This is a genomic window from Martelella mediterranea DSM 17316 (genome assembly GCF_002043005.1).
GTDB classification, from domain to species: Bacteria; Pseudomonadota; Alphaproteobacteria; order Rhizobiales; family Rhizobiaceae; genus Martelella; species Martelella mediterranea.
In genome coordinates this window covers 3,528,285-3,553,341 of the sequence record NZ_CP020330.1, presented here as the reverse complement: position 1 = coordinate 3,553,341, position 25,057 = coordinate 3,528,285, and the positions used below count along the sequence as shown (strand labels likewise).

The window sequence follows — 25,057 nt, the reverse complement described above, 5'->3', positions numbered from 1 at the left end:
TCAAGAGGTCGCGCGAGCCTCTGCCAGAGCGGCGGCCATTGCGCGCAGCGTGACCCATGTCGATGCCGCGCCCGGGTCGATATGGCCCTTGGAACGCGCGCCAAGCTTGGCCGAACGGCCACGGCGGGATTCCAGATCGGCCGTCGCCTTCATGCCGGCCTCCGCGCCGTCGCGGGCGGCATTGACGACATCGAGCTCCGATCCATTGGCGGCGGCCTGCTGCGCGCGTTCGACCGCCGGCACCCAGGCGTCGATCATGGTCTTGTCGCCCGGTTCCGCGCGGCCCCGGTCGCGCACGCCCTGAAGTGCGGCGGCAAGCCATGCCGCCAGCGCCTCGGCATCAAGGTTCAGCCGGTCGCTGACCGCCGCGCCGGCGCGCAGGAAGGCGGTGGCGTAGAGCGGGCCGGAGGAGGCGCCCACGGCATCGAGAAAGGCCTTGGCCATGCGCTTGCAGCTTCCCTCGATGGTCTCGTCTTCCTCGGCATTGGCGAGCGCGCCCTGAACGGCCTTCCAGCCGATTTCCATGGTCACGCCGTGATCGCCGTCACCGATGACGCCGTCGAGTTCGGACAGCCAGTCGCGCTCGGCAATGATCTCGTCGCCGGCCCGCTGCATCATGGCGCGGAAGATTTCGGGCGTAATGATCCCTTCGCGCTTCAGATTGGCTGCGACTTTCGCCTTGGCAGGCGTGTCCCCAGCCTGGGCCGTTCTTCTTGCCGAGCGGGCGCTGCTTGCCGCGGCGCCCTCGATGGCTCCGACCGTCAGGGCCGGCGTCCGGCAGGGATGGTCCAGAAGCCGCGTCAGTTCGTCGTCCAGCTTCATCAGCGTGATCGACGCGCCCGCCATTTCCAGCGAGGTGGCATATTCGCCCACCCATGAATGATGGATCTCGATGCCTCTTTCGTCCAGGATATGCTTGAGCCGGTCGAAGATGATGTAGAGTTCGACCAGTGAGGTCGAGCCCAGCCCGTTGACGAGCACGGCGACGCGGTCCCCCTTGGCGGGGGCCATTTCGCTGAGGATCGTGTCCATCAGTTCGTCCGTCACCGTATCGGCCGGCGCCAGCTTCTCGCGGCGGACGCCCGGCTCGCCGTGCAGGCCCATGCCGATTTCCATCTCGTCGTCGCCGATCTCGAAATTCGGCTTGCCGGTCTGAGGCAGGGAGCAGGCGCCGAGTGCTACGCCCATTGAAAGCGTTGCGTCATTGGCCTTCTGGGCCAGCGCCTCGACCCGCGCGAGCGGCTCGCCCAGATCGGCCGCAGCCCCCGCGATCTTGAACACGAAGAAATCGCCGGCAATGCCGCGTCGCTCCGCGCGCCGTTCCTTCGGCGCGGAGGCGACGTCGTCTGCGACCTGCACCTGGCGCACCTGCGTGCCCGAGGCTTCAAGCTCCTCCGCGGCCATCGTGAAATTCATCACGTCGCCGGTGTAGTTGCCATAAAGGAAAACCACGCCCGCTCCGCCGTCGGCCGCCCGGGCGGCGTCGAGGATCTGTTCGGGAGAGGGAGAGGCAAAGATGTTGCCGACCGCGGCCGCATCGGCAAGGCCGCGCCCCACATAGCCGGCGAAGGCGGGCTCGTGCCCGGAACCGCCGCCGACAACGACGCCCACCTTGCCGTCACGCGGACCGTCCACGGCGACGATGGCGCGGCCCGTGCCGCCTTCGCGCGTCAGCATGTCAGGATGCGCCGCCACCATGCCGGAGATGAGTTGCGGGATGATATCTTCGGGCGCGTTGATGAGTTTCTTGGTCTTGGTCATTTGAATTCCACTTTGTCAGTTCATGCGCCGTCGCGGCGAAGATAGCGGCGGGAGATCGCATCGAACGAGATCGCGATCACCACGATGGCACCGGACACGACGCCCTGCCAATAGGGCGAGACGCCGAACAGGACAATGATGTTCTCGATGATGGCGATGATGCAGGCGCCGAAGATCGCGCCGAGCGGCGAGCCGACGCCGCCTGTCGTCGCTACCCCGCCGATGACCGCCGCCGCGATCGGGGCAAGCACCCAGGTCTGCCCGATCGAAGGCTGGGCGGTGCCAAGCCGCGCCACCATCAGGAGGCCCGCAAGGGCGGACAGCATGCCGGCGAAGGTGAAGACGAGAATCCGGATCCGGTCAACGCGAATGCCCAGCATGCGGGCTGCCGCCGCATTGTTGCCGATGGCATACATGTAACGGCCCATCGACGTCTTCATCGTCAGGAACAACGCGATGACCAGCACGACCAGCATGATGAGGAAGGGCACCGGAAGGCCGAAGACATCGCCCCGGCCGAGGAACTGGATGCCCTGCGGAATGCCGGTGATTGCGACGCCCTTGGTCAGGACGAGAATCGCGCCGCCGTAAATGCCTGCCGTACCGATCGTCAGCACCAGCGAATGCAGGCCGAGTGTCGTGACCAGGAAGCCGTTCAGGAAACCGAGCGCCATGCCCAGCGCCAGCGCCAGAACCAGGGCCATGCCCCAGGGGAGGCCGGCCTGCACCATCAGCATGCCGGAAACCACGCCGCACAGGCCGCCGATGGTTCCAAGCGACAGATCGAGCTCGCCCAAAATCATCAGCGACGATTGCGCGATGGTGACCAGTCCGACAAAGGCCAGGCCGCGCGCGATTACCGACATGTTGTAGCCCGACAGGAAGTAGGGCGATACCAAAGCCGAAATGGCGAAAATGACGACCAGCGCCACGAAGACGCCGGCGAGCGGATTGCGGACCAGGATTGCAAGCGCCGATGGCGCGCGTGTTTGAGTGGTCTTGTCAGTTGACATGGGAAGCCTCTGCCTCGTTCGGGGTCTGTGCCTCAGACCCGGCGCCGGTCGCGAAGATCGCGCCAACCAATGTTTCGGTATCGGTGGCGGCGGCATCGAAATCGCCGGTGATGCGGCCGCCATGCATGGTGATGATCCGGCTTGCGCAACGGCGCAGTTCCGTCATCTCCGATGAGATCAGGATGATGCCGACGCCGTCCTCGGCGAGCTCTCTCATGATCCGGTAAATCTCCGCCTTGGTGCGGATGTCGATGCCCTTTGTCGGCTCGTCGAAGATCAGGATGCGCGGCGCCGTCGCCATGGCCCGGCCGATGATCGCCTTTTGCTGGTTGCCGCCGGAGAGGTTGGAAATCCGCTGGCCGGGGCTCGATGCCTGGATGTCGTAGTCGTCGATCACCCGGCGCACGAGCTTGCTTTCCTTGCCGAAATCAATGCCGGCAGCGCCCGAGGTGAGCGACAATGCGGAGATGCCGATATTTTCGCGCAGCGAGAGCAGCGGGAAAATTCCGTGATGCTTGCGTTCCTCGGAGAGATAGAGCATGCCGGCGTTGACCGAGGCGGCCGTGTCGTTCAGACGCCATTTGCGGCCTTCGACCTCGACCTTGCCGGACGATGCCTTGCGAAAGCCGAAGATGGTCTGCATCAGTTCCGAGCGGCCCGCGCCCACCAGTCCGGCAAAGCCGAGAATCTCGCCGCGTTTCAGGCTGAAGCTGATGTCATCGAACATGTGACCCGACAGGTGTTCGACGGTCATGATCGTGTCGCTGACGGGGCAGTTTGGCCGGAAGTGCTCGTCGATCGCAACCTCGCGGCCGGACATCGCCCGGATCAGCGCGGTCTCGTCGATATCGGCGATCCGGCCCGCATCCACCTTCCGGCCATTGCGCAGAACGGTGTAGTCGTCGCCGATCTCGAAGACTTCCTCCATCTTGTGCGAGATGAAGACGATCGCGTGGTCCCGGTCCAGAAAACCGCGGATCACCTTGAATATCCGCGCCACTTCGCGTGCCGTCAGGGCCGAGGTCGGCTCGTCCAGGATCAGGACCTTCATGTCCTTGTTGGTCGAGGCGCGGGCGATCTGCAGAAGCTGCTGGTCGGGCACCGATATGTGGCGCACGAGATCGGACGGCCTTGCGTCGATGCCGAACCTGTCGAGATAGGTCTGCGCCTCCCGTTCCATCCGCCGCCGGTTCACGAACGGGCCGTGGCCGGTGCGATCGAAAGGCATGAACAGGTTTTCCGCCACGCTGACATCGGCGAACAGCGACAGTTCCTGCGGCACATAGGCAATGTTGCGAAAGAGATCCGGATGATGGGCAGGGTCCTTGCCGTCGATCTCGATCGTGCCGGTGGTGGCACGGTCGGAGCCGGTCAGGATCTTGACCAGCGTGGATTTTCCGGCGCCGTTTTCGCCAGCCAGAATGTGGGTCCGGCCCAGTTCGATGTCGAGATCGACGTCGTCAAGCGCGGTCACGCCGGGAAAAACCCTGCCAAGGCCGCGTGCCTTGAGGTAGGTCATGTGTCCTCCTGAGCATGTTTCCGATCAATCCATCGCGTGGCATTGAAAGGAACGCGGGCCGCATCCGCGGCCCGGAGAATGCGGCCGGCGCAATGCCGGCCGCGGCAAACGGCTCAGCCGTCCACATTGTCCTTGGTCAGGAACGCATTGCCGGTATCGAGATATTGCGGAACCGGCGCGCCGGTAGCCTGTGCCCAGAGCAGCATGACCGACCAGTAGCCCTGAAGCTCGGGCTGCGAAGCCGACGAGCTGTCGGCGACGCCCGAACGGATCATGTCCAGCATTTCCGGCAGGTTGTCGAGGCCGACGAGCGTGACCTGATCCTGCTTTCCGGCTTCGATGATCGCCTGTCCGATGCCGATCGGACCGGCGGCGTCCGAGGCGACCCAGCCCTTCAGGTTCGGATGGGCCTGCATGATTGCGGCGGCCTGCTGCTGTGCGATCTCGATGCTGTCATTGTCGATGCCTTCGGCAACAACCTTGATGCCTTCATGCTCGGCAAAGACCTCGCGGTGGCACTCGGCGCGGATCGAATGGTTCGGCGCCGTGGGCACGCCCATCATGATTGCGACTTCGCCTTCGCCGCCGAGCACCTCGACCAGCCGCCGCGAGGCGATCTTGGCCTGTTCGCAGAAATCCGAGCCGATATAGGGGATCGCCATGCCTTCCGGCGGGATCGAGTCGAAGATGACCAGCGGAATGTCCTGGCTCTGGGCTGCTTCGAGCGACCCGCGATTGCCCGACGGGTCGAGCAGGTCGATTGCGATGCCGTCGGGCCGTGTCGAGATCGCGCTTTCCACGATCTGGACCTGCTGAACGACGTCCGCCGTCTGCGGTGCTGAGTAGACGATCTCGATATCCGCGCCGGTCTGCGCCTTCAGCGCTTCGGCGGCCATCTGCGCGCCGTCATTGACCTTGTCGAACCACGGATGGACGACCTTCGGCACGATAAGAAAGCGGTAGCTGTCCTTCGTGGCGGTCCCGGCTGCGTCCTGCGCAGCAGCGGCCAGCGGCATGGCAATAGCCAGTCCCGCCAGCAAAGCGGTGAGTTTCTTCATCGATTTTCCTCCCGATCGTGTTCGCCGCTCTTACGGGCGACCCTCCTGGCGGAGGGGCGAAACGCCCAACGGCCAAAGATTGGATACATCTGTTAAACTAAAAATACAAGTGCATTCGGATGGGTGATCGAACGCGGTTCTGCCGTAAGTCGCCGGCCCTGGTGCCAGAGAGCACTTTTCAATTCGGGGCGCATGCGGTCGAGCCATGGTGGATGGGCAGACGGTATCGCGTCATATGGCGGGACCGCTGGACGACCCGGTCGTACGAGCGGAATGCGCCGATCAACTGGGCGATCGTTCTATGATTGGGGACGTGCAGACGAGTTCGATCCGCCGCTCGATCGCGCCATTGACGCGCTCGACGGGATTGGTTTGCGGCACAAGATTGCCGAAGGGGCGCCTAGTAACGCGGCGAGGAGCCACTTGCTGACCACCGCCGGCGTGAACCTCATTCTGCCTGAACGAGGTGACCCGGCGATACGGTCCGATAGCGGCGGGGCTCGACCGTGTAGCCGAGCGGGCGGATCGGGCTCTTGAGCTCGTCGACGGACATGCCGCGCCTCAGGTTCCGCCGTGCCGGATCGGGCAGGGGCACCGACTCCATCAGCTTTTTCGTGTAGGAATGCTGTGGATTCTCGAAGATCGCGGCGCGCGGGCCGATCTCGACGATCTCGCCGAGATACATCACCGCCACCCGATGGCTGACCCGCTCGACCACCGCCATGTCGTGGGAGATGAACAGGAAGGCAATGTTCAGGCTCTGCTGCAGATCGAGTAGCAGGTTGCAGACCTGGGCCTTGATCGAAACGTCGAGCGCAGAGACCGCCTCGTCGGCGACGATCACCTTGGGATCGAGCATCAGGGCGCGTGCGATCGCGATCCGCTGGCGCTGGCCGCCGGAGAATTCGTGCGGGAAGCGCTGCATCATGTCCGGCGACAGCCCGACCTTTTGCATAAGCGCCGCGGCCTTGTCGCTGGCGTCAGCGCGGCTGCCGAGACGATGCTGAATGAACGGTTCCATGATCGCGTTGCCGATGCTCATGCGCGGGTTGAGCGAGGCGTAAGGGTCCTGAAACACCATCTGGACGGAGCGGCGCATCTTCCTGAGTTCGGCATTGTCGAGCTTCATTACATCGTAGCCGTCGACCGTGATCTCGCCGCTTGTCGGTTGCACCAGGCGGGTTATCGAGCGTCCGGTTGTTGATTTGCCGCAGCCGGATTCTCCCACAAGCGAAAGAGTTTCGCCTTCAAACAGGTCGAAGGAGATGTTTTCGACGGCATGAACCGCGCCGGTCTTGCGGTTGAGAATGCCGCCGCCATGAATGTCGAAACGGGTGGTGAGCGCGCGGACATCAAGGATCGGCTTGCTGTCTGCCGCGACGGTGTCGGTCACCGGCTCTGCCGGCAGTTCGGCGCCGCTCTCGATATCGATCTGCGGAAACCGCTGCGGCAGCCTGCTGCCGGCCATCGAGCCTAGCCGCGGCACAGCCGAGAGCAGGGCGCGGGTGTAAGGATGGCGGCCCTGGTGGAAAATATCGGCGGTCGGGCCGTTTTCGACAGCATCGCCGCGAAACATCACCACGGTTTCGTCGGCCACTTCCGCGACCACGCCCATGTCGTGGGTGATGAAGAGCACCGACATGTCCTCCTCTTCCTGCAATGTCTTGATCAGGTCGAGGATCTGGCCCTGAATGGTGACGTCGAGGGCGGTCGTCGGTTCGTCAGCGATCAGGAGTTTCGGTTTTGCCGCAAGCGCCATCGCGATCATCACGCGCTGGCGCATGCCGCCGGAGAACTGGTGAGGATAGGCATCCAACCGGCTCTTGGCGTTCGGAATTCGGACCTTTTCCAGGAGATGGATGACTTCCTTTTCAGCCTCGGCGCGCGAGATGTCGCTGTGGACCAGCAGCGCCTCGGCGATCTGGCGTCCGATCGGAAAGATCGGATTGAGCGATGTCATCGGCTCCTGGAAGATCATCGAGATCCGGTTGCCGCGCACCTGACGCATCTCTCTTTCGCTGAGCGTTGTCAGGTCGACGCCGTCAAGCAGGACCTGGCCCTCGACCCGGCTTGCTTCGGGATCGAGCAGCCGCATGATCGACAGCGAGGTGACGGACTTTCCGGACCCGGATTCGCCGACAATCGCAACGGTCTTGCGCGGCTCAATGTCGAAGGACATGTCGCGCACCACGCTCTTCCAGCCGCCGCCGGACTTGAATGATGTCGTCAGGTTTCGAACGGAAAGCGTGGGGTGCTGCAGGTCGGCGGCAGGATTGGCCGCAAGAACGGTGGACGGGGTCACGACTAGCTCCTCGTCTTGGGGTCTATGGCATCGCGAAGCGCGTCGCCGAGAATGTTGAGCGCGAGCACTGTCAGGAGAATGGCGATCGAGGGAAACACCACCAGCCACCAGGCGTTAAGAATGTTGTCGAAGCCCTCACGGATCATGCCGCCCCAGGTGGGCGTCGGCGGGCGTACGCCGAGGCCGATGAAGGCGAGCGAGGCCTCGGTGCGGATCGCCGACGCCATCCACAGCGAGGCGACCACCACGATATCCGAGAGGATGTTGGGCAGCACGTGGACGCCCATGATCCGGAGCGGCGTAAAACCCATCGAGCGGCCGGCATCGATGAATTCGCGGCGCTTGATCGCGATCGTCGGCGCGCGGGCGATCCGGGCGAAGGGCGCGGTTTCGGTGATCGCGATGGCGATGATCAGGTTCTCGAAGCTGGCGCCCAGCATGGCGGCGACCATCAGGCCCAGCAGTAGCGTCGGAAACGACAGCATCACGTCGACAAGGCCCATGACAAGCTGGTCGAACAGGCCGCCGATATAGCCAGCCAGAATGCCGATGGTCGATCCGACCACCATGGCGACCATCACCGAGAGGAAACCAATGGAGAGTGAAATCCGGGCGCCGTAAAGCAGGCGCGAAAGCACGTCGCGGCCATAGCTGTCGGTGCCGAGCCAGAATTCCGACGATGGCGCTTGCAGCCGGTCGAGAATATGCTGTTTCAGCGGATCGTAGGGGGAAAGAAGCGGCGCGAAGATTGCGGCGAAGATGATCGCGGCAAGCAGTCCGATGCCGATCCAGGAGAACCGGTTGCGGCGAAGCGCCTGGAACACGGCGTTTGACGGTTTGCGCACGGGTGCAGCGGTGATGGCAGCATCTGTCATCGGGCGTAACTCACTCTGGGATCGACGAGGGCGTAGACGAGATCGGTCGCGGTGTTGACGAGGATGACGAAGGCGGCGAACACCACCATCAGCCCCTGCAACATGGTGTAATCGCGCGATTGCAGCGCACCGAGGATGAGCTTGCCGAGCCCCGGCCGCGTGAACACGATCTCGGTCAGCACAGAGTTACCGATCAGCGTCCCGAAATAGAGACCGACCACGGTCACGATCGGGATCATGGCGTTGCCGAGCGCGTGGCTGAGCACCAGCGAGCGCGGATGAACGCCCTTGGCGCGGGCGGTGCGGATATAGTCCTCGCCCAGCACATCCAGCATCGCGGAGCGGGTGACGCGGGCGATATAGGCGGTCATGATCAGACCGAGATTCAGCGCGGGCAGGATGAGATTGCGAATGTGCTCGATCGGATCGGAGGAGGCCCTGCTCATCACCGGTAGCCATTGCATCCAGACCGAAAAGGCAAGCAGCATCAGGATCGCCGAGACGAAGCCCGGAAACGAAAGACCGACCAGCGACAGGATGCGGCTGGCATAATCCGGCCATTTGTTGCGGCGAACGGCGGCAAGCACGCCGAGCGGAATGCCGAACAGCGAGCCGATCACCATGGCGGCCGCTGCAAGCTCCAGCGTATAGGGCAGAACCACGGCCACCTCTTGCAGAACCGGCCTGCCCGTGACCATCGAAACCCCAAAATTGCCCTTCAGCATGTCGGTGATGAAGGTCAGGTACTGCACGCCGATCGGCTGATCGAGGCCGAGTTGGGCTCTCAGCGTCTGCAGCGAGGATTCCGTCGCCCGGTCGCCAAGCATGGCGATTGCGGCATCACCCGGCACGAGGCGGACGAGGATGAACACCACTGTCAACATCGCGATCAATGTCGGGATCGCCAGCAAAAGTCGTCTGATCGCGTATCGGATCATGCGGCCGTCCTTTCAAGTGCTGCGCGATCGAGGGCGAACGCGTCCAGTTGATGATTGCTATAGCCGTCGAGCGCAAGGTCCGACAGCACCCGCCCGACGGATGGCACGAGCTGGAAGCCGTGGCCGGAAAAGCCGAAGCCGTGGACAAGACCATCGACGCGCCGCGACAGTCCGATCACCGGCAGATGATCGCGCGTCATAGCCTCCATCCCGGCCCAGACCCGCACCACCCGGATGTCGCCAAGCGCGGGGAACAGTCGGCAGGCGGCGCCGACGGCGCTGCCGAGGGATTGGGCATCGACGCTTGCGGTCTGCCGGTCGGATGCCAGACGCCCCTGGGCGCCGCCGCCGATCAGAAGCGTGCCCTCGCGGGTCTGCTTCAGCGAGAGCTTGCGGCCGAAGGAACTGATCACCGGTTTCAAGGTGCCGCCGACGCGCTCGGTCACCACCATCATCGAGGTTCGGATTTCGTGGTGCTGCGGATCGCCCGCAAGCGCCGAGACGTTGTCGGCCCAGGCGCCGGCGGTATTGATGACGGTCTTCGCGGAAATCTCGCCGCGGTCGGTCGTCACCAGCCAGTTCGCGCCCTGCCGGCGCATGGCCGTTACCGGACAGGCTTCGAGGATTTCGACGTCGGCTGAGCGGCAGGCGTCGCGGAACGCGCGGATGGTGCGGTGGGGATCGGCGGAGCCGTCGGTTGCGGCATAGGCGCCGCCGACGCAGTGGCCAGCAATGCCGGGAGCGATCTCGCGAAGTTCGCGCGCGTCGAGGAGCTTTTCGTGATGATAGCCGGTTTCGCTCAGCCGCCGGATGCGCTCCGCGATCCGCGCCAATGCGGTTTCGTCCTCGGCCACCTGCAACTGCCCGCAAGCCTTGAAGCCGCAATCATCGCCAACCAGCGCCGTCATCTCCGGCCAGATCGCTGCGGCTTCGAGGCTGAGGGGCAGTTCGCGCGGATCGCGGCCAAGGGTGCGCACGCCGGCCGCCGTTGCGCCGGATGCGTGACGGCCGAGCGAATGACGTTCGGCGAGGATCACGCGCGCCTTGCGTCGGGCCAGATGAAGGGCGGCGCTGAGGCCATGCAGGCCGCCGCCGATGACAAGCACATCGGCGTTCATGATACCTCCTCGAGCGAGGCGATTTCGCCAAGCGTCACCGGTTTCAGCGGCGGGCGAATGTTGAAGAAGGCGACGTCGCCCTGGGGGATATCATGGACCTCGGCAATCAGCGCCTGCACCGCATAGCCGCATTGGCGCCCCTGACAGGGGCCCATGCCGCAGCGCGTCGCAGCCTTGGCGACGGCGGGGTCCGGCGGACCCGAGCGGGCAGCGGCGCGAATGCGGCCTGCTGAAACCTCCTCGCAGCGACAGACGATCGCATTATCCGGGATATCGAGGCCAGGGGCCGGGTAGAGGGCGTCGAGCAGCGGGCGCAGGGCGAGCGCGGCGTCAAGGCGGGCACTTAGCCCGGCATCCCGTCGCTTGCCCTCGATGTCTCCGGCGATGCCGAGCGCACCGGCAATACCGAGGGCGGCGATTTCGCCCATCACAGTGGCGGCGGCCCAGCCGCCAATGCCGCCGGCGTCACCCGCCACGAAGAGGCCCTTGCGGCTGGTTTCGCCGAAGCGGTCGAGCTTCGGCCGAAAACAGGCCTGGTCCGCGCTCCAGACATGGTCGCAACCAAGCGCCATGGTTTCATGTACGCGCGGCACCACGCCTTCATGCACCAGCAGAATATCGGCTGGCTCGGTGTGTGCCTTCTCGCCGGAGCGCCAGCTTATCGTTTCAAGTCGGTTTTCGCCGGCAGCTGCCAGCCCGCTTGCCGCGCGCTCGAACCGCACCTGTCGTTTCAGGGCCCGCAGCCAGCGCATGCCCTTGGTAAGACCGGCGAAGTCGCGCAGCGCGCCGGGAAGATGGCGGAGAACGGACGAGCCGGGGCGCTTTGAGGTGTCGAGATAGCCTTCGATCCGTCCCTCAAGGTCGAGCATCTGCGTGGCATAGAGAAGCGGCAGCGGACCGGCGCCGGCAATCCAGACCTTGCCTTCGGGCAGCATGCCGCCCGATTTCAGCAGGATTTGTGCCGCCCCCACCGTCATCACGCCGGGCAGTGTCCAGCCTTCGAAGGGAACCGGGCGCTCCTGAGCGCCGTTGGCCAGCAGCAGGGTCCGCGCTTCAAGGCGCTGCGCCTTGTCGTTGGCGGTCACGAACAGCGACCAGCCATCCTCGATCTGCCAGACCTGCGTCAGCGGCATATAATCCGCGCCGGAGTTGCGAAATGCTTCCGCCAGGGCTTTGCCCTTCCGATAATCCGCGCCGAGCGCCTGGGCCAGTTTGCCATGGCTGTTGCGCTCGACCCCGCGCCAGATCTGGCCGCCGGGCGCCGGCTGTTCGTCGATGACGACAACGGAGAGACCGTGCTTTCTGAGGGATACGGCGGCCGACATCCCTGCGGGGCCCGCGCCGACGATTGCTACATCATGGGACATTACGCAATCTCCCGCGCGCCGCGCTGGCTTTCGATCCGCATGCCGGGCCTTGCCGGCACGAGACAGCCCTGGCTGGAGGCGACGCCATCGATAATGGCGAGGCAATCGAAACAGACGCCCATCTGGCAATAGGGCAGGCGCGGCGAACCGCTGATCGCGGTGGTGCGCCCGGCATTCGGCACGCGCATCAATATCCCGGCAACCGTTTCGCCGTTCCATGCCGGGGTTTCGACGCCGTTGACCGTCACGGTCATGTCGGGGGCTTCAAGCACAGTCTTGAACATTGAACCTTCCATTGGAAAAAGCCGAGAGATCGGCGGGCAGGGCGCCCTGGGCCAGCGCTGGCCCGACGATGCGGGCATGGGCTGCTGCAAGGGTGACGCCGGAATGGCAGATCGCAGCATAAAGGCCGGGGAGATCGGTCGCTTCGGCATAGATCGGCGAGCCGTCCGGCGGCAGCACGCGGAAGCCGCTCCACTGGCGCACCAGCCGGGCGCTGCCGAGTGCGGGAACGATCCGCGTGGCGCGACCGGCGAGCCGGACCGAAGCTGAGACGCTGACGCCACGGTCGTCGGTATCTTCCTTGGTGGCGCCGATCATGATCGTGCCCTCCGCCGTCTGGCGGAGCCCGCTCGCGGGGTAGGGCAGCATCGGCGCCATCCGCTCCAGAACCAGGATCTGGCCGCGCTCGGACCGCATCGGGATGGCGAGGCCAAGCGGTGCGGTCAGCGCCGGCGTGGCAAGGCCTGCCGCAACCACGACCCGCGCCGCCGTAAAACCCGCGTCATCCGTCTCCAAGCGAAATCCGCCATCGAGCGGAACGATCGTCCTGACCTTGCTGCGAAACCTGATCTTGCCGCCGCGCCGGATGACGCCTTCATGCATTGCCGCCAGCAATTGCAACGGGTTCACGTGTCCGTCGGCGGCGGAGAAGCTGGCGCCGGAAACCTCTGGACCAAGCTTGATGGCAGGGAGCAGGCGCTCGAGTGCGACGCGATCGAGCATCTCGGTATCGGCGTCGCCGTGCTGGTTGTGCATGCGGCGGATCGCGGCAGCGCGCGTCTCAAGTTCCTCGTCGCCGAGACAGAACATCAACCCGCCGTTGCGCTCGTAGTCGATTTTGGCGCCGGTCTCCGCACTCAGTTGCTCCACGAAATCTGGCCACAGATCGGCGCTCTTTCGGCTGAAGCGATGATATTCGGGGGCATTCGCGCCCTTGCTCTGCACCCAGACGAGGCCGAAATTGGCCCGCGCCGCGCGCAGGTCGCGATCTTCGCCATCGAGCACCAGCACCTTTCTGCCGCATCCCGCAATGCCATAGGCAAGGGCCGCGCCGACAATGCCGCCGCCAATGACGATGAATTCGCTGTCCAACTGAGCCTCCTTCTTTGCTTGTTCAGATTATGAAGTCACGGTAGAATGTCAAAGTCGTTTAATTGGGCTATGTATTCAAAAGGGTTATACCGATGCGCGATCCAAGCCTCAGGCAACTCGAAGCGCTGATTGCCGTCGTGGAATCCGGAACGGTAAGCCGCGCCGCCGAGATTCTTAGGATCTCGCAACCCGCCGCAAGCAAGCTCATTCAGGAGCTGGAGGCCGATACCGGGCTGGAGCTTTTCGAACGCGAAAGCGGCCGGTTGGTGCCGACGGAACGCGGCATGCGGCTTTATGAAGAAGTTGAGCGGGTGTTCGGCGGCGTGCGGCAACTGGCCCGCGCCGTCGAGGCGATCCGCCGGGAGGATCGCGGACATCTGGTTATCGGAACGCTGCCGGCGCTGTCCGGACCGTTCGTGAGCAGGGCGCTTGCGGCGTTTCGCCGTCGGCATCCCGATGTCTTCGTATCGCTGGAATCACGGAGCTCGCAATTCCTGATGGAGGCCGTCCTGTTGCGGCGGCTGGATGCAGCGCTGGTCATCAATGCGGTCGAACACCCCTCTATCGAGATGGAGCGGCTCGAAAGCCCGCCAGCCATCGCGGCGCTTCCGCGCGGCCACGTTCTGGCGACGAAGGCGGTGTTGCGGCCCGAGGATTTTCACCAGCAAGCTTATATAGCATTCGGTGTGACCGGGATGATGCGGCGGCGGACGGATGCCCTCTTTGAAGCCCATGGCGTGCGTCCGGATATCATTATTGAAGCCACCACGGCGCCCAATGTCGCGGAGCTTGTCGCAGCCGGTCTTGGCGTCACGGTCGCCGATCCGCTCAGCATGGCGTTTGCTGCCGACAGGCTGGAGACGCGGCCCTTCGAGCCGGCCGTGACCTTTGAATACAATATTTTGAGACCCGTGCGCGCCCGCAACAGCGCGCTTGCGGCGGCATTCATCGAGGAAGTTCACAATCAGGCGCGTGCGGTGGGCGCATGAATGCGAAACGCCCCGCCCTAACGGGGCGAGGCGGAACTGTGACAGATTGGCGAGAAGCGGGCTGCCAGCAGTGTCAGCGCGTCAGCGTCGTTTTCTCGGTGATCGGCGGGGCGAGATTCAGCGAACCTTTCAGTTCGTAGCCGAGGTCCAGCCCATCCGTTTGAACCCATACCTGCATCAGCTCGAACAGCGGGACAGAACAGACAGCGTCAAATATCTTCTGCTGGGCCTCAGCCCAGAGCTTCTTCTGTTCCTCGGGATCGGATGCCACGCGGGCGGCCTGGATTTCTGCATCGGCGACATCGCAATGCGAGAAGTTCGTGACCGCCGTCGGCGTGCCGACGATTGAGGCGGAATCGTAGAACTGGGTCAGATAGCTGTCGGCGACGGGAAAGCGTGCCGCGCCGTAGAACACGATATCGCTGGCATCTTCACGGATCTGCGAATGGTAGGTCGGGTGGTCTACGATCTGCATGTCGAGATTGATGCCTGCTTCGGCAAGTTGCGCCTGTATCACTTCCATGACCGGTTGTTGCGAGGAACTGGAGGAGACCACGGCCGAAAGATCGAGCCCATCTTCGAAACCGGCTTCCGAAAGCAGCGATTTCGCAAGCGCAAGGTCATAGCCGTAACCGCCCGCCGCACAGTCTTCGCCGAGATAGCCGGGCGGCACCACCGAGCATCCCTTGTGGGCGACATCGGCGCCGACGAACTGGATCAGTTGGTCGACATTGACCGCGTGGGCGATGGCCTCACGGACCTTGAGATTGTCGAGCGGCGGATGGTTCATGTTCAGGTGCAGTGTTCGGAATTCACCGGGTGCGAAGATATCGATCGTCGCATTGCCCCAGGATTTCGCCTGGTCGACCCATTGCTGCTCGCGCTTGCCATAGATCAGGTCGAGTTCGCCCGAGCGGAAGGCGAGTTCCCGGCTCGAATCGGAAGGAATGAACTCATAGTCGATGTCATCGATCTGAGGCGCGCCGCGGAAATAGTCCGGGAAGGCGACAAGATGGGCGGCTTGCTGCGTGACCGTCTTGTCGAACATGAACGGGCCGGTTCCGATCGGATGGTTCTTGAAATCATCGCCATACTGCTCGGCCGCCTTCTGGCTGATGATATTGCCGCCGTGATAGTTGGCGACGAGACCGAGAAACCCGGGCACCGGCTCGCTCAGCGTGATGCGGACGGTCAGCGGATCGATCGCTTCGATGTTTTCGAATGCGGCATAGTCGTTGGCGAAGGATGAGGTCTCGGGGTTCTTGGCGCGGTTCAGGGTGTAGACGACATCACCGGCTGTCAGCGTGCCGAAATCGCCGTGAAACTTGACGCCGTCGCGCAGGTGAAAGGTCCAGACGAGACCGTCATCCGAGGTCTCCCAGCTTTCAGCGAGATCCGGCTCGATTGACGCTGGATCGGCGCTGCCCGGCGGGAAGCGGACCAGCCCGTTGAACATCCAGGACACCAGCGCGACATCCTGTGTCTGCGTGGCCCGCGCCGGATCTGCGGTTGAAAGATCGGCTGCGCCGATGCCGACCCGGAGCGTCTCCGCGTCGGCCGATCCCGCCGCCAGTCCAATCACCAGGGCAAGCGCGGTCGCCGCGCCTGTAATCGAAATATTGCGATGCTTCAGCATATTCACCTCTCCTTTGTTTTTAAGATAGGTAATAAGCTTGAGGTATAAGTGTCAAAGTCGATATTTTACGGGGTGTATATGAAAAGGTTATGTCTTCGCTTGCTGTCACTCCGCTAAGAATTACCGGCAGGTTCCAGGTTCCGCGCGAAAAGGAAAGCGGCCGGGTTGGTTCGAACGCCCTGATGTCGTTGGTCTGTCGATCCGCTTCACAATGGGCCATTTTCGCGGATGCGCTCTCGGCCTTCCACTTGCGCTTTCGGCATGAGTTGGGCACAAGAGGGCCGCCGGTAAATCGACCGGCGACCCTTTTACTTTTCTGGAAGCTTCATCATGCTCGATATCAAATGGATTCGCGAAAACCCGGAGGCGCTCGACAAGGCGCTGGCCGCGCGCGGCGCCAGGCCGCTTGCCGCAGAAATCATCGATCTGGATGAGAAGCGCCGCTCCGTCGTGCAGCGCCTCCAGGAAATGCAGTCCCGCCGCAACGCCGCGTCGAAGGAAATCGGCATCGCGATGGGCAAGAAAGATACGGAGCTTGCCGAAAAGCTGAAGGCCGAGGTTTCGGAAATCAAGACCGCGATGCCGACGCTGGAAGCCGAGGAGCGCGCGGCGACCGCGGCGCTGGACGATCTTCTTGCCGGCGTCCCCAACGTGCCGCTCGACGATGTGCCGGTCGGCGCTGACGAGGACGCCAATGTCGAAATCCGCCAATGGGGCCAGAAACCCGGCTGGAACCATCCTGCGAAGGAACATTTCGAAATCGGCGAGGCGCTCGGCGGCATGGATTTCGAACGGGCGGCGAAGCTGTCGGGCTCGCGCTTCACGGTGCTGACCGGCGCATTCGCGAGGCTGGAGCGGGCGCTCGGTCAGTTCATGATCGACATGCACACCAGCGAGCACGGCTACCTCGAAGTCAGCCCGCCGCTTCTGGTGCGCGACGAGGCGCTGTTCGGGACTGGGCAGTTGCCGAAATTTTCCGAGGACCTGTTCAAGGCCTCGGAGGATCGCTGGATGATCCCGACGGCGGAGGTGCCGCTCACCAATCTGGTGGCGGGCGAGATCCTGCCGGCGGAGGAACTGCCGCTGCGCTATTCGGCGCTCACCTATTGCTTCCGCTCGGAGGCGGGTTCCGCCGGTCGCGACACCCGCGGCATGTTGCGCCAGCATCAGTTCCTGAAATGCGAAATGGTCTCGATCACCGATGCCGACAGTTCGCTCGATGAGCTGGAGCGGATGACGGCGGCGGCCGAGGATGTGCTGAAGAAGCTCGGCCTGCATTATCGCGTCATGGCGCTTTCGACCGGCGATATGGGTTTTTCGGCGCGCAAGACCTATGACATCGAGGTCTGGCTGCCGGGGCAGGATACCTATCGCGAAATCTCGTCCTGCTCGGTCTGCGGCGATTTCCAGGCCCGGCGCATGAATGCGCGCTATCGCGCCAAGGAGGAGAAGCAGACCCGCTTCGTGCATACGCTGAACGGCTCCGGCGTCGCCGTCGGCCGCGCGCTGATCGCCGTCGTCGAGAATTATCTCAATGAAGATGGTTCCGTCACGGTTCCGGAGGCACTGGTGCCCTATATGGGCGGCATGACCCGCATCGAGAAGGCGAAGTGAGATCGACATGCGCATTCTGCTGACCAATGACGATGGCATTCACGGCCCCGGCCTTGCCGTGCTGCAATCCCTTGCCGCCCAGCTTTCCGACGACGTCTGGACGGTGGCGCCGGAGACCGACCAGAGCGGCCTTGCCCATTCGCTGACGCTCTCGGAGCCCTTGCGGCTGCGACAGATGGGCGAGAAGAAATATGCGCTGCGCGGTACGCCGACGGACTGCGTGATCATGGCCGTGCGCGAGGTGCTGCCCGAGCCGCCGGACCTGATCCTCTCCGGCATCAACTCCGGCGCCAATATGGCCGACGACGTCACCTATTCCGGCACGATCGCCGCGGCGATCGAGGGCACGATGCAGGGCGTCCGCTCGATCGCGCTCAGCCAGACCGGCAATTACGACGATGGGAGGCGCTATTTCCCGTGGGAGGTGGCGGAGCGCCATGCCCCGGCGTTGATCGACAAGCTGCTGACGCTCGACCTTCCCGAGGGCACGTTCCTGAACGTCAATTTCCCGTGCTGTACGCCGGACGAGGTCAAGGGTGTCCGGGTGACCGCGCAGGGCAAGCTCGAATCGGGCCTTTCAGTCGACAAGCGGTCCGATGGCCGCGGGCTTCCCTATTACTGGCTGACCTTCCGCGAGCGCCTCAGCGCGTTCGCCGACGACAGCGATCTGCAGGCGGTCGGCGAGAATTATCTCTCGGTCACGCCGCTGAAGCTCGACTTGACCGACCATGCGGTTCGCGACAGGATCAAGGCGGCGCTCGGCTGATTTGAAAGGGATGGCGGTGGCGACGAAGCTTCAGGAACGGGAAGGGTTTGCGGCGCTTGTCATGCGCCTTCGCGCTGGCGGCGTCACCAATCTTGACCTGTTGTCGGCGGTCGAGGCAACGCCGCGCTCGCTGTTCACGCCCTCGCATCTTTCGCCCTATGCCTATAGCGGCCGATCGGTGCCGATCGAATGCGGGGCGTTCATGGAAAGCGCCGATCTCGCCATCCGCCTGATCGATATCCTCAAGGTGAAGCCCGGCCAGCGCGTGCTCGAAGTCGGCACCGGCTCGGGCTATACCGCCGCGATCATGGGCCGCATCGCCGAGCGGGTGCTGACAGTGGAACGCTATCGCACCCTTGCCGATCTCGCGCGAAGGCGTCTTTCCGAACTTTCGCTGCAAAGGGTTGTCGTGCGCCAGGCCGATGGCCGCGAAGGCATGAGCGGCGAGGGCACTTTCGACCGTATCCTCTATACCGTGGCGGTGCCGGAAATTCCGCGCGCGCGCGTCGAGCAGCTTGTCTCCAACGGCGTCATCATGGCGCCGCTGATCCGTGAGGGCGCGCGGCCGCTGATGGTGCGCATGACGCGGATCGGAAGCCGGTTCGAACGTCAGGACCTGTTCGAGGTTCCCTATATCGCCGCCGAACGCGGACTTTCAAAGGCCCTGTAACGCTTCATTTTCCGGCTGACCGGACTTTTCGTCCCTGAATTTCGCGCTTCACCGTCGGCTTTAACCGTGCGGTAACTCTGATGTGGTTAAAACCGGTGCAGTAAAGAGTTCAAGCGTACAGGGTCGGTTCATGCGTATTTCTGGGCTGCCGGAAGTCGGCAAAGCAACACAAGGCGTACTGCTCGTTTCGTCGCTGGCCATATTGGCCGCCGGATGCAGTTCTGAAACTTCCCGCCTCAGCAATGGGCCGGACACGATGACCACCGGCTCGGTCGTGCCGCAATATCAGCAGCTCGTGCCGCCCGCCAATGTCGGCGGCGGCGGATATCAGGGTCTGCCATCCGCTTCCTCCGGCCAGGCCGTTTACAGCAACCAGCCGATCAATACCGCGACCACAGCCGGTTCGGGCGCCCGCATGGCGACCACGCCGGTGACGGTGCAGAGCAACACGCTGCCGCCGCCGGCAGCGCCAACGCAAACGGCGGCGCTTGCGCAGCCGGCCAATCCCGCGCCGCAGCCGGCCGTCGTCGGTCAACCGAGCACGCTTCCTTCCAGCACCCAGGATGTGGCGACGCGCCGCGTGATGATGCGCTCGGACGAATCGCTCGCGGCCTTTGCCAGCCGCAACGGCGTCAGCGAGCAGGACCTTCTGCGCCTCAACGGGCTCACCAGCGCCTCGCAGGTGCGTCCGGGCCAGGTTCTGGTCGTTCCGGTCGTCTCCAGCCAGCCATCGGTTGCCAAGTCGGCGAGCCAGAGCCAGGGCCTGCCGCCGGCAGCGCCGACGCAAATTCCCTCCGATACGCCCGATCAGCGCGTCGCTGTTCTGCCGGGAACGGCGGGCGTTCGCGAGCGTCAGAGCGTGGAGGCGACCAGCACGGCTTCCGCCGCTCGCAACGGCGAGAGCGGCGACGGCAATACCTATTCCGTCAAGAGCGGCGACAGCCTCTACACGATCGCGAAATCCTATGGCGTCACGGTCGATGCGCTGAAGGCGGCCAACGGGCTGACCTCGGCCAATATCCGCATCGGCCAGAAGCTCGTCATTCCGAGCCAGGGCGCGCCGGCCCAGCCGACGGCCCCGGTGCAGACCGCCGTCGCAGCGCCGACCACGCCGGTCAACAAGACCGCTCAGACCGCCGACAGCCCCAAGCCCTACCAGCCGCCGGCCGCCGAAACGGCGGCCGTCGTGGAAGAGGTTGCCGTGAGAACCGACGCGGGCGAGGACGTGCCGGAAGGCACGGGCATCGCCACCTATCGCTGGCCCGTCAAGGGCGCGGTGGTCGTCGGCTTCGGCCAGCCCTATGGCGACGATATCAGCGAGGGCATCGATATCTCGGTTCCGCAGGGCACGCCGATCAAGGCGGCCGAAAACGGCGTCGTGGTCTATGCCGATGATGGGCTCTCCGATTATGGCAATGCGATCCTGATCCGCCATGACGATGGCCGGGTGACTGTCTACGGCTATGCCGAGGAGCTGAAGGTCAAGCGCGGCGACAGCGTCCAGCGCGGCCAGACCATCGCCACCTCCGGCATGAGCGGCAAGGCGCAGCGCCCCATGGTCCACTTCGAGGTCCGCGACAACACCACCGCCGTCGACCCGATGCCGTTCCTCAACGGCTGATAAGCCGACATTGAATTGCGAGACAGCTGCACGGCACTGAACGCCGTCGTCAGACTGCAGGCAAAGCTGCGGCTTTGACCATCATTGGTCACCGGCCCCTCGTCTTGGGTCATGCTCGGACTTGATCCGAGCATCCAGGCGGATTAAGTCACTGAATTTGCGAAGATTTATGGCAAGCCCCTGCCGGGCTGCCTGGATCCTCGGGTCTAGCCCGAGGATGACGCGGAATGTGGCGAGGCGTTTATCAGAAAACTGGCGGTGCCGAACGGCGCCGTGTTTTTCTTGCCTTATTTGCGGCTGATCAGGTTCGCTGTTTCGCTTACGCCACGTCGCGATGGTGGGCAGCACCGCTCTGCTATTGTACCATGCTTCATCAGCGGGCTTGCGAAAATCTCGCAATCTATATAAAGATATCTTTATATCTTGATGAAAGTCGGTAGATGGCGAAATTCGATTTGGAGACCATGGTGGAGGTGCTGAAGGCGGTGGGCGAGCCCACGCGGCTCAGGCTGATTGCGCTGCTTTCGGCGGGCGACCTCACGGTTTCGGATCTTACCGACATTCTCGGCCAGTCGCAGCCGCGCATCTCGCGCCACCTGAAACTGCTTTCCGAAGCTGGCCTGATCGATCGTTATCAGGAGGGGGCGTGGGCCTATTTCCGGCTTCGCGACGAAGGTCCGCCCGCGCGCCTCGTGCGCCAGATTCTCGCCCATGCATCGCTGGAGGATTCGGCGCTGGAGCGCGACGTCGCCCGCCTTGCGGCAGTCAAGCAGGCGCGGGCGGAAAAGGCGGAGGCCTATTTCGCCCAGCATGCCGGCGAGTGGGACCAGATGCGCCGCCTTCACATTTCCGAGGCCGAGGTGGAAGAATGCCTCGTCAGCCTGATCGGCGACAAGCCGGTGCAGAACATGCTCGATCTCGGCACGGGCACAGGGCGCATGCTGCTGTTGCTGAAGGATGTCTATCGCCGCGCCGTCGGCATCGATGCCAGCCGCGACATGCTGGCCGTCGCCCGCGCCAATCTCGATGCCGAGGGGCTGACCCGCGCGGTCGTCCGGCTCGGTGATATTCTAAACCTGCCGCTTGAAAGCGAGGATTTCGATCTGGTGATCATCCATCAGGTGCTGCATTTCCTCGAAAACCCCGATGCCGCGATCGCGGAGGCCGCGCGCGTGATGCGGCCGGGCGGACGGCTGGCGGTGATCGATTTCGCGCCGCATGACCTGGAATATCTGCGCGCCGACCATGCGCATCTGCGTCTCGGCTTTTCCCATCAGGCGATGGAAGACTGGATGCAGGAAGCCGGTCTTGACGTGGAAAAGGTGATTGATCTTCCGTTCGCGGCCGCAAGCGAACCGTCCCTGACGGTGACGGTGTGGCTTGCGCGCGATCCCCGCCGGCTGGTGGCCGGCGGCAATGAAAAGACTTTTGCGAGGAGTGTCTGAGGCAATGACCGATGGAACCGGCGCGCTGACGCGGCCGATCGAGTATTCGTTCGAATTTTTTCCGCCCAAGAGCGAGGACGCCGCCGCCGGCTGGTGGCGGGCGGTGGAGGCGCTCTCGGCCTACGGTCCCGCCTTCGTTTCCGTCACCTATGGCGCCGGCGCATCCAGCCAGGCCCCGACCTTCGACGCCGTCAAGCGCCTGATCGATGAAACCGATCTCGTCACCGCCTCGCACCTGACGGTGGTCAAGGCCACCAGCAGCGAGGTCGATAACGTAATCCGCCGGTTCCGCGATGCCGGCGTGAAACGCTTCGTCGCCCTGCGCGGCGACGCGCCGGATGGCGTGGGCACGGCCTATCGCCCGCATCCCGGCGGCTACGCGAATGCCGCCGCGCTGGTGGCCGGACTGAAGGCGATCGACGATTTCGATATCTCGGTTTCCGCCTATCCCGAAAAACATCCCGAAAGCGCCGACCGCGCCGCCGATATCGCCATGCTCAAGGCCAAGGCCGATAACGGCGCCGACCGCGCCCTGACCCAGTTTTTCTTCGACAATGACGTGTTCGAGGACTACCTGAACGATGTGCGCAGGGCAGGGGTGACGATCCCGGTCCTGCCCGGCATCATGCCGGTTCAGAACCTCAATCAGCTCAAGCGTTTTGCGGCGATGTGCGGTGCGAGCATTCCGGATTTCCTCGAAAAGCGGCTCGGAAACCTTGTCGATGATCCTGCGGCGCATTTCGAAGTTGCAGCCGATATCGCCGCCGAGCAGGTGCTCGATCTGCAGAAGCGCGGCATCTCCGAGTTCCATTTCTACACGATGAACCGCTCCAAGCTCCTGATCGCGGTGTTCGACCGCCTCGGCATCAAACCGGCCGAAAGCGCATCGGATGAAAAGATGCTGGGGCGCACTGGATAGCAGCCGGGTGACACGTCCTCGGACAGATGCCGGTGACCCTGAGCATTTCGCAGTCAGATGGGAATACCTGACGTCCGCGAAAATGCGCCAAACCAAAGAGATCGAGCAGTTTCGCGTTTCCGTGAAACTGCTCTAGTCTTCACCGGCAATGCTTCCGCGACCGACGATCAGTCAGCCATGCCGGCCTCGTATTTCGCCGACAGCGCCAGCCATTCTTCCTCGATTTTGGAAAGCTCCGCCGCGGCGTTCGCGCGCGCCTGGATCATCACCTTCGCCTTTTCAGGCGACTGAGTATAGAGCTTCGGGTTGGCCAGATCGGCATCGAGCCTGGCGATGATCGCCTCGATCTTCGCGGTCTTCTTCTCGGCCTGATCGATCTGCTTCTTCAGCGGCGCCATCGAGGCGCGCCGGTCGGCGGCGCTTCGGCGCTGTTCGGCCTTCGAACGCGTATCCTCGACCGGCATCTTCGTTGCCTTCGGCTTGCCGCCGGAGATGATCAGCTCGCGGTAATCCTCGAGATCGCCGTCATAATTCTTCACCGTGCCGTCATGGACCAGCCACAGCCGGTCGACGGTGGCCTCGATCAGATGGCGGTCATGCGAGATCAGGATCACGGCGCCGGGATAATCGTTCAGCGCCTGGATCAGCGCGTTGCGGCTGTCGATATCAAGATGGTTGGTGGGCTCGTCGAGGATCAGCAGGTTGGGCGCGTGGAAGGCGGCAAGGCCCATCAGGAGCCGCGCCTTCTCGCCGCCGGAAAGGTCGCGGGCCGGCGTATCCATCTTTTCCGTTGCAAGGCCCATCTGGGCGACGCGGGCGCGCACCTTCGGTTCGGGGGCGGCCGGCATCAGCTTGCGCACATGGGCGATCGCGCTTTCGTCGGGCACGAGGTCATCGATCTGGTGCTGGGCGAAGAAGCCGGTGAGAAGACCGGGGGCGAGCTTCAGCGTTCCGCTTTCCGGCTTCAGCCGGCCGGAGATGAACTTTGCGAAGGTGGATTTGCCGTTGCCGTTGGCCCCAAGCAGTGCGATCCGGTCGTCATTGTCGAGGCGCAGGTTGAGCCCGGTCAGGATCGGCTTTCCCGGCGCATAGCCGACAGCGCCGTCCTCGATCGCGACGATCGGGGAGGCGGGTATCTTTTCCGGCGCCGGGAAGGAGAAGCCCTGCACGTGATCCTCGATTACCGCAGACACCGTGCCCATCCGCTCCAGCGCCTTGACCCGGCTTTGCGCCTGGCGGGCCTTGGAAGCCTTGGCCTTGAACCGGTCGATGAAGCTTTGCAGGTGCTTGCGCTGGGCCTCGTTCTTGGCATGCGCCTTCATCTGCAGCTCGTCCTGGGCCGCCTTCTGGCGGGCGAACTGGTCGTAGGAGCCGCGATAGAAGGTCAGCTTCTTCTGGTCGAGATGGACGATGGCGTTGGCCGCGGTGTTCAGGAGATCGCGGTCATGCGAGATGATGATCACGCTGTAGGGATAGCGGCGGATATAATCCTCCAGCCAGAGCGTGCCCTCGAGATCGAGATAGTTGGTCGGCTCGTCGAGCAGCAGCAGGTCGGGCTCGGAAAACAGCACCGCAGCCAGCGCCACGCGCATGCGCCAGCCGCCGGAAAACGAAGAGGCGGGACGCTTCTGGGCGGCTTCGTCGAAGCCAAGGCCGGAGAGAATGCTGGCCGCGCGCGCTTCGGCCGAATGGGCATCGATATCGGCAAGCCGCGTGTGGATTTCGGCGATCCGATCGGGGTCCTTCGCGGTCTCGGCTTCGGCGAGCAGCGCGGCGCGTTCCTTGTCTGCGGCGAGCACGATATCGATCAGCGGGTCTTCCGTGCCGGGCGCCTCCTGCGCCACCTGGCCGATCCGCGCGCGTTTGGGCAGCGACACCGTGCCGGTCTCGGGCGCAAGCGCGCCGGTCAGAACGCGAAACAGCGTCGACTTGCCGGCGCCGTTGCGCCCGACAAGCCCCGCCTTCATCCCGTCGGGGATGGAAACGGAGGCGTTTTCGATGAGCAGGCGTCCGGCGACGCGGACGGTAAGGTCGGATATCGAGATCATGCCAGCGGTTTTGTCTGAAACCGC

20 protein-coding genes are annotated in these 25,057 nt (G+C 63.8%); 7 read left to right on the top strand and 13 right to left on the bottom strand.

The features are described 5' to 3' along the window. The 11 genes from dhaL to Mame_RS16460 all read right to left on the bottom strand — a co-directional run bounded on the left by dhaL (position 1) and on the right by Mame_RS16460 (position 13,325). Entirely contained in the window at positions 1–1,761 is a 1,761-nt protein-coding gene (gene dhaL / locus Mame_RS16510; protein ID WP_018064281.1) for a dihydroxyacetone kinase subunit DhaL, read from the bottom strand. A gap of 20 nt (positions 1,762–1,781) precedes the next feature. Further along, positions 1,782–2,774, bottom strand: a complete 993-nt coding sequence (locus tag Mame_RS16505) for an ABC transporter permease (protein ID WP_018064280.1) — start codon at positions 2,772–2,774, stop codon at positions 1,782–1,784. Then, entirely contained in the window at positions 2,764–4,293 is a 1,530-nt protein-coding gene (locus Mame_RS16500) for a sugar ABC transporter ATP-binding protein (protein WP_018064279.1), read from the bottom strand. The genes Mame_RS16505 and Mame_RS16500 overlap by 11 nt, the downstream gene beginning before the upstream one ends. Positions 4,294–4,406: 113 nt before the next feature. Further along, the gene (locus Mame_RS16495; protein WP_018064278.1) at positions 4,407–5,351 is read right to left on the bottom strand and encodes a substrate-binding domain-containing protein; all 945 of its coding nucleotides are present in this window, start codon (positions 5,349–5,351) and stop codon (positions 4,407–4,409) included. A 448-nt stretch (positions 5,352–5,799) separates the two neighbouring features. Next, complete coding sequence (locus Mame_RS16490; RefSeq protein ID WP_018064277.1) at positions 5,800–7,653, bottom strand: ABC transporter ATP-binding protein; 1,854 nt, start codon at positions 7,651–7,653, stop codon at positions 5,800–5,802. A gap of 2 nt (positions 7,654–7,655) precedes the next feature. Continuing rightward, complete coding sequence (locus Mame_RS16485) at positions 7,656–8,528, bottom strand: ABC transporter permease (protein WP_018064276.1); 873 nt, start codon at positions 8,526–8,528, stop codon at positions 7,656–7,658. Next, complete coding sequence (locus Mame_RS16480; RefSeq protein WP_018064275.1) at positions 8,525–9,466, bottom strand: ABC transporter permease; 942 nt, start codon at positions 9,464–9,466, stop codon at positions 8,525–8,527. Before Mame_RS16480 ends, Mame_RS16485 begins: the two co-directional genes overlap by 4 nt. After that, entirely contained in the window at positions 9,463–10,584 is a 1,122-nt protein-coding gene (locus tag Mame_RS16475; RefSeq protein WP_018064274.1) for an NAD(P)/FAD-dependent oxidoreductase, read from the bottom strand. The genes Mame_RS16480 and Mame_RS16475 overlap by 4 nt, the downstream gene beginning before the upstream one ends. Then, positions 10,581–11,951 carry an FAD/NAD(P)-dependent oxidoreductase gene (locus Mame_RS16470; protein ID WP_018064273.1) on the bottom strand — a complete coding sequence of 457 codons (1,371 nt, stop codon included), beginning with the start codon at positions 11,949–11,951 and terminating at the stop codon, positions 10,581–10,583. The genes Mame_RS16475 and Mame_RS16470 overlap by 4 nt, the downstream gene beginning before the upstream one ends. Beyond that, positions 11,951–12,235, bottom strand: coding sequence for a (2Fe-2S)-binding protein (locus tag Mame_RS16465; protein ID WP_018064272.1), 285 nt, complete (start codon positions 12,233–12,235; stop codon positions 11,951–11,953). Before Mame_RS16465 ends, Mame_RS16470 begins: the two co-directional genes overlap by 1 nt. Next, positions 12,216–13,325 (bottom strand): NAD(P)/FAD-dependent oxidoreductase, encoded by a 1,110-nt coding sequence (locus tag Mame_RS16460; protein ID WP_018064271.1) that lies wholly within the window; start codon positions 13,323–13,325, stop codon positions 12,216–12,218. Before Mame_RS16460 ends, Mame_RS16465 begins: the two co-directional genes overlap by 20 nt. Before the next feature lie 92 nt (positions 13,326–13,417). On the opposite strand from Mame_RS16460, the gene Mame_RS16455 reads away from it, so the two are divergent. Continuing rightward, on the top strand, positions 13,418–14,314 hold the full coding sequence (locus Mame_RS16455; RefSeq protein WP_018064270.1) for a LysR substrate-binding domain-containing protein: 897 nt from the start codon (positions 13,418–13,420) through the stop codon (positions 14,312–14,314). A gap of 73 nt (positions 14,315–14,387) precedes the next feature. On the opposite strand, the gene Mame_RS16450 is transcribed toward Mame_RS16455, so the two are convergent. Continuing rightward, positions 14,388–15,950 (bottom strand): ABC transporter substrate-binding protein, encoded by a 1,563-nt coding sequence (locus Mame_RS16450; RefSeq protein WP_018064269.1) that lies wholly within the window; start codon positions 15,948–15,950, stop codon positions 14,388–14,390. A gap of 330 nt (positions 15,951–16,280) precedes the next feature. Here Mame_RS16450 and serS point away from each other — a divergent pair, with 330 nt between their 5' ends. The 6 genes from serS (at position 16,281) to metF (ending at position 22,985) form a co-directional block, all read left to right on the top strand. Continuing rightward, positions 16,281–17,564: a serine--tRNA ligase gene (serS, locus tag Mame_RS16445; protein WP_018064268.1), complete on the top strand. Its 1,284-nt coding sequence runs from the start codon at positions 16,281–16,283 to the stop codon at positions 17,562–17,564. A gap of 7 nt (positions 17,565–17,571) precedes the next feature. After that, positions 17,572–18,330: a 5'/3'-nucleotidase SurE gene (gene surE, locus Mame_RS16440; protein ID WP_018064267.1), complete on the top strand. Its 759-nt coding sequence runs from the start codon at positions 17,572–17,574 to the stop codon at positions 18,328–18,330. A 16-nt stretch (positions 18,331–18,346) separates the two neighbouring features. Then, complete coding sequence (locus Mame_RS16435) at positions 18,347–19,000, top strand: protein-L-isoaspartate(D-aspartate) O-methyltransferase (protein ID WP_026173383.1); 654 nt, start codon at positions 18,347–18,349, stop codon at positions 18,998–19,000. A gap of 256 nt (positions 19,001–19,256) precedes the next feature. After that, a complete protein-coding gene (locus tag Mame_RS16430; RefSeq protein WP_018064265.1) occupies positions 19,257–20,621 on the top strand; it encodes a LysM peptidoglycan-binding domain-containing protein in 1,365 nt (454 codons plus the stop codon). A gap of 440 nt (positions 20,622–21,061) precedes the next feature. Then, on the top strand, positions 21,062–22,066 hold the full coding sequence (locus tag Mame_RS16420; protein WP_018064264.1) for an ArsR/SmtB family transcription factor: 1,005 nt from the start codon (positions 21,062–21,064) through the stop codon (positions 22,064–22,066). A 4-nt stretch (positions 22,067–22,070) separates the two neighbouring features. Next, positions 22,071–22,985 (top strand): methylenetetrahydrofolate reductase [NAD(P)H], encoded by a 915-nt coding sequence (gene metF / locus Mame_RS16415; protein WP_018064263.1) that lies wholly within the window; start codon positions 22,071–22,073, stop codon positions 22,983–22,985. Positions 22,986–23,152: 167 nt separating this feature from the next. Here the strand turns inward: metF and Mame_RS16410 are convergent, their stop codons facing one another. Beyond that, the gene (locus Mame_RS16410; protein WP_026173381.1) at positions 23,153–25,033 is read right to left on the bottom strand and encodes an ABC-F family ATP-binding cassette domain-containing protein; all 1,881 of its coding nucleotides are present in this window, start codon (positions 25,031–25,033) and stop codon (positions 23,153–23,155) included. Positions 25,034–25,057: the final 24 nt, after the last annotated feature.